Annotated in this window: 4 protein-coding genes; 3 read left to right on the top strand and 1 reads right to left on the bottom strand. The window is 63.8% G+C overall.

Features of this window, described 5'->3' with window-relative positions; translation table 11 throughout:
- Positions 1-156 precede the first annotated feature (156 nt).
- Together FRC96_RS08480 and FRC96_RS08485 are read left to right on the top strand one after the other, a co-directional pair.
- Positions 157-1,164, top strand: coding sequence for a hypothetical protein (locus FRC96_RS08480; RefSeq protein ID WP_146974070.1), 1,008 nt, complete (start codon positions 157-159; stop codon positions 1,162-1,164).
- Positions 1,165-1,624: 460 nt separating this feature from the next.
- Positions 1,625-2,146: a hypothetical protein gene (locus FRC96_RS08485; RefSeq protein ID WP_146974071.1), complete on the top strand. Its 522-nt coding sequence runs from the start codon at positions 1,625-1,627 to the stop codon at positions 2,144-2,146.
- An 86-nt stretch (positions 2,147-2,232) separates the two neighbouring features.
- On the opposite strand, the gene FRC96_RS08490 is transcribed toward FRC96_RS08485, so the two are convergent.
- On the bottom strand, positions 2,233-6,297 hold the full coding sequence (locus FRC96_RS08490) for a serine/threonine-protein kinase (protein ID WP_230470028.1): 4,065 nt from the start codon (positions 6,295-6,297) through the stop codon (positions 2,233-2,235).
- A 362-nt stretch (positions 6,298-6,659) separates the two neighbouring features.
- On the opposite strand from FRC96_RS08490, the gene FRC96_RS08495 reads away from it, so the two are divergent.
- Complete coding sequence (locus FRC96_RS08495; protein ID WP_146974073.1) at positions 6,660-7,505, top strand: hypothetical protein; 846 nt, start codon at positions 6,660-6,662, stop codon at positions 7,503-7,505.
- Positions 7,506-8,131 lie beyond the last annotated feature (626 nt).

Consider the following 8,131-nt stretch of genomic DNA (forward strand, 5'->3'; position numbering starts at 1 on the left):
AAGGTTGCGGGCAGGCGCCGGGGCGACGCCGCCGACAAGATTCATTACAACGGCGCTTTTATCAAGCGGCCCAACGCAAACACCTGTTAAAATGTTCCGTAACCCTCGCCTCTGGACCGCGAAACGCCCGGGCCGATACACCTCAAAAGGAAGACGATGAGCTATGTGTTGACCAATCTGGAGTTTGAGCTCGCGCTCAGTGGCGCGCCGATCCCGAAAGCGGTGCGGGCGATGTCAGCGAGGTGGTCGCATATTTTGAGGTTGCTGGAGCCGGAGGCCGAGGTGGTGGTCTGGCCGCCTACCGCCGGGTCGCAAACACTGGAGCCGGGGCGAAGGCTCGTGGCGTGGGGGTGGACCGACGAGGTGCTGGCGTTCGCTGAAAAGGCCGGGCTGGAGGTGGGGCCGGTGGATGTTGGGGTGGTGCGGGAGGTCAACGATAAGCGCTTCGGGCTGGGGATTGAGGCGCTGGCGGGCTCGGCGGTGTGTGGGAGTGAGGCGGAGTTGGCGGAGGCGGTCCGGGGGTTGGAGGCGGGCTGGGTGCTCAAACATCCCTTCGGGGTGAGCGGTCGGGGGCAGCTTCGGGGGCGCGGTTCTGACTTGCCGGACGACGCGCGGCGTTGGGCACAGCGGGTGTTTGGCGCGGGGTTGGGGGTGGTGGTGGAGCCGAGGGTGGAGATTGAGGCGGAACGCTCGTTGCATTTCGAGATCGAGGCCGGGGGGGCGGTGCGGGAGCTGGGGATGTGCGCACTTATGGCTGACGCGACGGGGACGTTTCGGGGGCTCGGGCTTGGGAGTGCGGTGGATGTTTTGGAGGAGGACGCGTTGCTCTGGGAGGGGGCCAGGAAGGCGGCGCGGGCCGTGGCCGAGCGGGGGTACGTGGGGCCGGTGGGGGTGGACGCGTATGTGGGGTGGTACGTGGGGGAGCGGGTGGTGCGGGCGGTCAGCGAGATTAACGCGCGGGTGAGTTTTGGGAGGTTGGGGCTGGCGTTGTTGGGGCGTTTGGGGTGGGAGGGCGCGAGGTGGGTGCATCCGGTGCGGTCGGGGCGGTCGGGGCGGTCGGAGCGCGGGGTGGGGGTTGGCGGAGAAGGTGGGGCGGGGGAGGGCGGTGTCTGCTTGCCTGAGAGTGTGGATCCGGCGGGGAGGTCGGGGACGTATGTGGTGTGAGTGGCGCCGGGGTTCGCGATGTGGGGAGATTTGTGAGGGCGTTGGGGAGCGTGCGGGTTGTGGTTGTGTGGTTATGTGGTTGTGTGGTTGTGGGGCGCCGGGGGGTCGCGGTGTGGGGAGGTTCGTGAGGGCGTCTGGTGGGGTGTGTTTTGTGGTCAGGTGGTTGGGTGGTTGTGTGGTTGTGGGGCGCCGGGGTTCGCGATGTGGGGAGATTCGTGAGGGCGTCTGGTGGGGCGCGAGCGGAGTGGCGAACACGGGGGGCGTGTCGGACCCTGGGAGGGACATCAGGCGCATAAAATAAGGGGCATGTCCGTCCCCGGGTCGGACATTCGCGGACACACTGGACGCGTTCTTAGCCCCTGTTTGCACCCTTGCCCCTCCCCGGCATACCTTCGTGCCTCCACATCCCAACCACTCGCCGCACCGCTATTTCGCGGGCGCGCCACCGCCGAGGTCGCTGATGGCAGGTTATCTTAATGAGATGGAAAACGAGGGGCTGATCGTCATCGGTCGGCCGGTGCGCAGTGAATTTGAGAGCGCTGACGCCATCAAAAAGGCCGCGGCTTTTGTCGCGGAGCTGGGCGCGAAACATGGCGTGCCGCTGAGTTTTGTGTACGCCGGCACCACCATCAACTGGCCCGATGATTTTGACTTCACACCCTCGCTCATCGGCATTGTGACGCATGTGGACTACGGCTCCGACGAGATGGACGGCAACGAGCCGCTGCCCCGCCAGGCGCTTGAGCCGCGCGAGATCCCCGACGCGATCTGGGAGGCGCCTGGCGAGTACGGGCTGGAGGTCGAGGACGAGACCTCCACGTATCTGGCGGTGGCCGGCTGGACCTGGACCGAGATCAAGGGCGCCGATGGCGAGCGCATCAAGGGGGTCTCGGCGGAGGATTACGGCTATACGCGCATCGACGGGATCACGCGGATCATGGAGGGGGATGAGGCGCTGACGATGCGGACCTCGTACTGTTGATGTTTCGTTCAGCGGGAGGTGGGGCCGTTCCACCTCCCGATCCGTAGGGGGACCCCTTGTGGGTCCCCGCCCCACCCAATCCTTTTCTACGCCGAACTCACCTGCTCCTCCCCCACCACACGCTCCGCCTGCTCGTCTTCCGCATCATCCGGCACATGGAAATCAAATACCGCCTCCATCTCCCCAAACGCCTCCAGATCTTCAGGCGTCTCCGCAGCACCAAGCTCCCTGACGTTTCGCGCCAGGCTCAGCAGCGCCGAGCCGATCCGCACGACCCTGAAATTCGCCTCTTCGTGACGGTCCGTGCGCTCCCGGGGATCGACGCTGGCGAGCAGCGCCTCGGCCTCGATCAAAGCCTCCACCTGTGCGAACGCTTTGAGGGTGATGTCATCGAGGGCATCCACCAGATGCTCAAACTCCGCAGAATTCGCCCACCTCTCGCGCAGCGCGCCGATCGTCTCCACCAGCTCCTGGATCAGCGTGCGGGTGCGCTCGGAGCGAGCCTGCTGCAATGCCTTGATGGCGTGGTCTTCAAAGGCCGGCGCAGGTCGAGCGTCGTTTCCTGGCGAGTTGCCTTTTTCAACCCGCGTCGCCGAGCGCAGGACCGGCCCTAACTCCACGGCGGCAAGGACGACCAGCAGCAACCCCAGGACAACAAACAGGCTCGCGAATTCAAAAAAATAGAGCTCTTTGTGCCGCATGGTGGAGAAGATAAGGAAGAGCCATGCAAGCACCGGAATCAACGCCAGAAAGGGAGTCCAGCCGGTCAAAATCCGTCGAATCGACCGCCGCGCTCGGTAGAAAGGAGCGCCGAGGCCGGCATGCAAGATTCGCGTTGATATATGCTCTCGCTCCAGCGCCCTGGCCATTGCCAGCGCATCGTCCTTGGCAATGGACGGGCTCAAGAGAACCGGCAGCTCCGAGAGCAACGCTTCGAAATGTTGCTCTGCATCGATCCGCTGAAATTCACCGATGACCTGCCGAATCGCCGCGACGTCTGCACCCTCCAACGTCTCCCCTTCCACAACGACCTGCCATCCTACAAAACGCGAGCGGGCCGAGATCTGATAGCGACGCGCTCCGCAACTGGTACAGCGGTGCAGGTAGCGCAGTCGGGCGCCGCCGCATTGATGGCAGGACTCGCTCGCCAGCGCTTCGGCCTGCCAACTCTCATGGCTCTGCGCGCCGGAAGCCAACGCGAGCCGCATCTCTTCTGCGGACCGAAAGCGCTTTGACGTATCCCGAGACGCCGCGCGCTTCAGGGTTTCTCGAAGCTGAAGCCCGGCCTCGACCTCCTGGAGATCACCACCTGCAACGGGTTCGTCTTCGCCTTGCGCGAAGGGCAATGTGCCGGTGAGGGCTTCGAGAAGCGTCAGGCCCAGACCAAAGATGTCGGCGCGCTCGTCCACCAGGCCGCCCTCGAGAATCTCCGGGGCCGCATAGCCCGGCGTGCCCAGGCGAGCCTCAAGCTCTGTGTCTCGGGCCAGGTACTCCATTCTGGCGAGTCCGAAGTCGACCAGCACCACCCGCTCATCCTCGCCGACAATGATATTGGCGGGCTTGATGTCGCCGTGAATCACGCCGCTTCGATGTGCCGCGCCGAGCGCGTCCAGAAGCGTCGTTCCGAGGGTGCGAACCTCGGCCGGGGGCAGTGCGCCGCGCCAGCGAATCATCGTCTTCAGATCAATGCCCGGGATGTACTCCATCACAAGCACGCCCACGCCATCGACCTCCAGATGCTCATGTATGGCCACCAGGCCCGGGTGATGCACCTTGCAGGCGGCCTCAAACTCCTGGCGGATCAGGCTGCCGATCTGAGGGATGTCGCGCAGGTGCGGGAGCACGACCTTGAGTGCCACCTCCTCCCCTCGGTAGTGGTCGTAGGCCAACACGACGCTGGCCATCCCGCCGGAGGCAATGGGCCGAATCACGTCAAAACGCTCCGGTAGCGCCAGATGCAGGTCGACCTCTTCGCGGGCGGCTTCGCTGATTTCCAGATGGGGAGTGCCCTCAAGCTCGGTCAGCGATTGATGCAGAAGACGTAGCTCGTCGAGGGCAGCTTTGAGCTCCCCGGGCGCGCTCGACGACGCGTGTTGCGGCGACTCTTCCTCGTGAATCGCCACGTCATTCAGAGCGCGAACGCGCTCCAGCACATCGAAAAGCCGCGCCCGGGCCAGCTCGCTCTCCTCAACGGCTTTTTCGTGGCGTTTCATCTCCATGGCGAGGGCCAGCGCTTCGCGCCGGGCGGCTCCAGACGGGGAGTCCGCGGCCTGCTCTGCTTTCGCCACCAGCCCCTCCCAGGCCACCTGCAGGCGCTGCCATTCATCGTCGCGCGGTGCGGCGCCCAGGAGGGCCACGTCGTGCTCGACCTCGTCCAAAAGACGCTGCGCCTCTTCATCGCCGCGCCAGCTCAGAGCAGCGAGCACATCCTCCGCCAGGTGGCGATCCCGTTCATTCGCGAGGTCGCCCATGAACGCGACCCACGCCTGCCCCTTTTCCTTCGATAAAAACCCTGAGGCGCTCTCCTCGAAGGACACCGCAGGACGCCTGTTTTTCGTCGCCATCAACACCAGCGCGACCCAGATCGGCGCGACGATCATGAATATTATTATAATGAGTAAGTAGGGTAAGAAGAGATCATCACCGCTTACCTGACCATCGGAAAATGTCCAAATCGCGACGATCATCAAGAGAAAAAGTGCCCCAAAGCTTGTTGATAGGGCGGAGATCACGGAGAGCAAAAAGTAGAGCACCGGACTCGACCACCTCACACCCTTCATCGCCCATATCAGTCGGGCCAAGCGATTTTCGGTGCTCCGATCTTTTACTAAGATCGGCAGCTGATCGTCGGTCATCACCTCCTTCGGGTTGTCGAATGTGTGTTTCCTGGGCCTCTTCAGTTCGGCGGCTTCACCTTTTTCAAGAAAGGTCTTGAGCCGATAGGCATCGCTCGCGGTGAGGCCGGAGGCGATCATAATCGGGCTGTACGCCATTCGCTCTTGGGAATGCTCGTCGAAGATGGCCCCGGCGCGCTCGAGCTGCTCGCTGAGCAAGGCCTTCTCCTCGCTGTCCAATTGGGGATGAAAGGTCCTGAACAAGAGATCTCGCCAGCTTCTGCTACCGGCGAAACGCCGCACCCCCGGTGTCTCCTCCCCACTGCGAAACTTGGGGACGAAGACATCGACGCTCCCCTCCCCGGGGTTTTGAATCAGGGGCCCCTGCCCGCAGCGCAGACAAAGGTCCAGGGTGGGAATCCGCGGGTGCGCGCAGTTCCAGCAGGGCACCTCTTTTGTCTTGGATGTGGAGAGATGCGCGGGAAGTTCCACGCGACCCAGAAGCACATCCGCCATCGCGCGCATCGAGGGGATTCGCTCGCTGCGCTCCACCTGCAAGGCGCCCTGGATGGCGCGGCCCACCGGGGAGTTGACCTGTTCGCCGAGGTCCACCCGCAGATCGAGACCGTTGAGAGCCTCCAGCATCGCGCCCGGCCCTCCGGCTGGCACCGGCGGCCGACCGACGATCATCTCGAAAAGCATCACGCCCAACGCCCACACGTCGGTGCGGGGGTCGGCGTCCCCCTCCTGGCCGCCCTGCGAAAACCACTGCTCCGGCGCCCCGTAGTGGGAGAGCCCAAAGGCCATGCTTTGCGTCGTGAGCCCGACCATATCGAGGACTTTTGCGCCTCCGAACCCGCTGACGCGCGCGCCTCCGGACCCGTCCAGCCAGATGTGGTCGGGGCTTAAGTTTCGGTGAATCACCCCGCGTCGATGTGCGAACTCCAGGCCCTCCAGGACGGGCTCCAGCAGGATCGCGGCTTCGGTGGCATCGACGACGCCGCGGCGCAGCCTGTCGGCCAGGGTCATCGTGCCCGGCACGTCGTAGACCAGGGCCAGCGCCTCCTCGTCGTCGAGAAGCTCCCGGGCAGCGCTCAACGCGGGATGGTCGAGACGCCCGGCCAGGGCCGCCTCCCGGGTAAAACGCATCACAACGAGCGGCTCGCTGCGCAGGTTTTCTTGCAGGATGCGCAGGTGAACGAGGCTCATCTCCCGGTCGTCGTGGGCCTCCCAGAGCAAGGCTCCGCGGTCTCGGCCAAGCTCGCGCATCAGGCGGTAGCGGCCTGCGAGTAGGTCGTTGTCTTGCCACGCTTTCATAAGGGTCGGCTCCCGGGCCGGTCGGTTTTTCAATCCGTAGGCTTGCGAGCCTAGCATAGTGTTGGAAAACGCTCCGCTGCCGAAACGAGGGGTGGATGTCCGTCTCTCGGTCGGTGGTTTCCGGGGCGGTGAAATGGCGAGGAGGTCGGCCGTTCCCAGACCTGGGAGTACGGGGGAGGCACAAGACCTCCCCCTACGGCTCTGGCGCGAGCCGGTTACGAGCCCCGAACTCGTCACCCTCTTTTCCACCTCCCCCCCTCTCTGCTAACCTCCCCCCCTTCACACCCAACCTGCAGTCAGCGGCGAGCATGGCGGTCATGCGCGCTGGTGAGGTTGCGCTACCCTCAAGGGGAGGTATCGCAATGCGTATCGTATCTCAGAGTGAATTCTTCAACTCCTACGCTCTTCCGCCCTCGCGCCTCGGCTGGGCCGCTCGCCGCGCCCGGGAGGGGATTGAGAAGGTGCAGCCCGCGCCGCCGGCGGAGATCGGGGCGTGTAATGAGGAGCTGATCGCCATGACGGAGCGCTACGCCGAGCGCCACCGCACCCGGGAGGCCGCCCGCAGCGCCAAGTCGGACCCCGAGCTCGCGCTGAGCGATAACAAGCTCGATAAGAGTTTTTCCAATTTCGTGAGCCGCGCGCGTATGGAGGTCGAAGACCACGGCAAGGACTCCGTCCGCGGCAAGGCTGCCCAGCGCCTGCTCGATGGGCCGCTGAACGTGGAGGTGCATTCGGTGACCAACGTCGCCCGCGAGGATCAGGAGGCGATGTTGCGCTCCATTCTCAACGACCTGGAGGCGAAGCATCTCCGCGACATCTCGGCCTGCGGCTTGAGCGCGTCCTTTGAGGTGCTGCAGGTGGCGTTTAAGGCATTTGCCGAGGCCATGAGCCAGGCTATCAAGACCGAAGCCGCTCCGACTTTTGAAGAGCTCCAGCAGCTCAAGGCCGATATCGCGTCCAAGAGCGTGGAGCTGATCCACCGGGTCAACGGCGCCTACCCCACCACGAGCGAGGAGGACCGCAAGAATCGCTCGCTGATTCTCGGCCCCTTCGCCCTGCAAAACGACCGCGCCGCGGAGTTCTACCGACGAAACCGCGGCCAGAATCAGCTCCCCGACGTCGACCTCGACACCGGCGCCGACGTCATCGTCACCGACGAGAAGCCGCAGGCCCCGGTGGGCGACGTGACGGAGCCGGCGAACGCCTGATACTGAACGTCCTTTCAAGATTGATGATGGCGAAAGTGCTCTAGAGCACTCAAATCGCCATTCGATGAAGCGCCCAAGTGCTCGAGAGCACCCGGGCGCTTCATTCATGATCGGCAAGAGGGCTCGCAAGCCTTCGATTCACTCATGGATGAGGAGAATCGGAGCTCGCGAGCCTTTTTTTTGATCATCGAGGACAAACAGGAAGGCTCGAAAGCCCCTGGTGCGATCATCGAATCTCGATGTTGGGGCTTGGGAGCCTTCGGGGCGATCATCAATGATCACGTGCCGAGCGCCCCAGGACGAAGCCAGCGGCGTCGTCAGGGATTCGCAGTAGCGCTGCTACAGCTTCATCCCTGCCTCCTTGCTGGACTTCGCCCTGGATGCGCTCGGGTTGGGGGGCATTTGGGAGAGTTCATTAAAACTCGAGAGAACGAGCACCCGAACGAGATCGAGTACCCGTTCGAGTACGAGCACCAGCCCGAGTACGAGTACGAGCACCAGCCCGATGAGGTTCCTTCAATTTCCCGGACACATCGAAGAGAATGGTTTTAGTAACCACAACGAGGTGTTCCGATGAGCAGACAATATCCCAAGGACTTCAAGACCGAGGCCGTCCGCCTATCCAA

Origin of the sequence: Lujinxingia vulgaris (genome assembly GCF_007997005.1) — a bacterium.
In the GTDB taxonomy this organism is placed as follows: domain Bacteria; phylum Myxococcota_A; class Bradymonadia; order Bradymonadales; family Bradymonadaceae; genus Lujinxingia.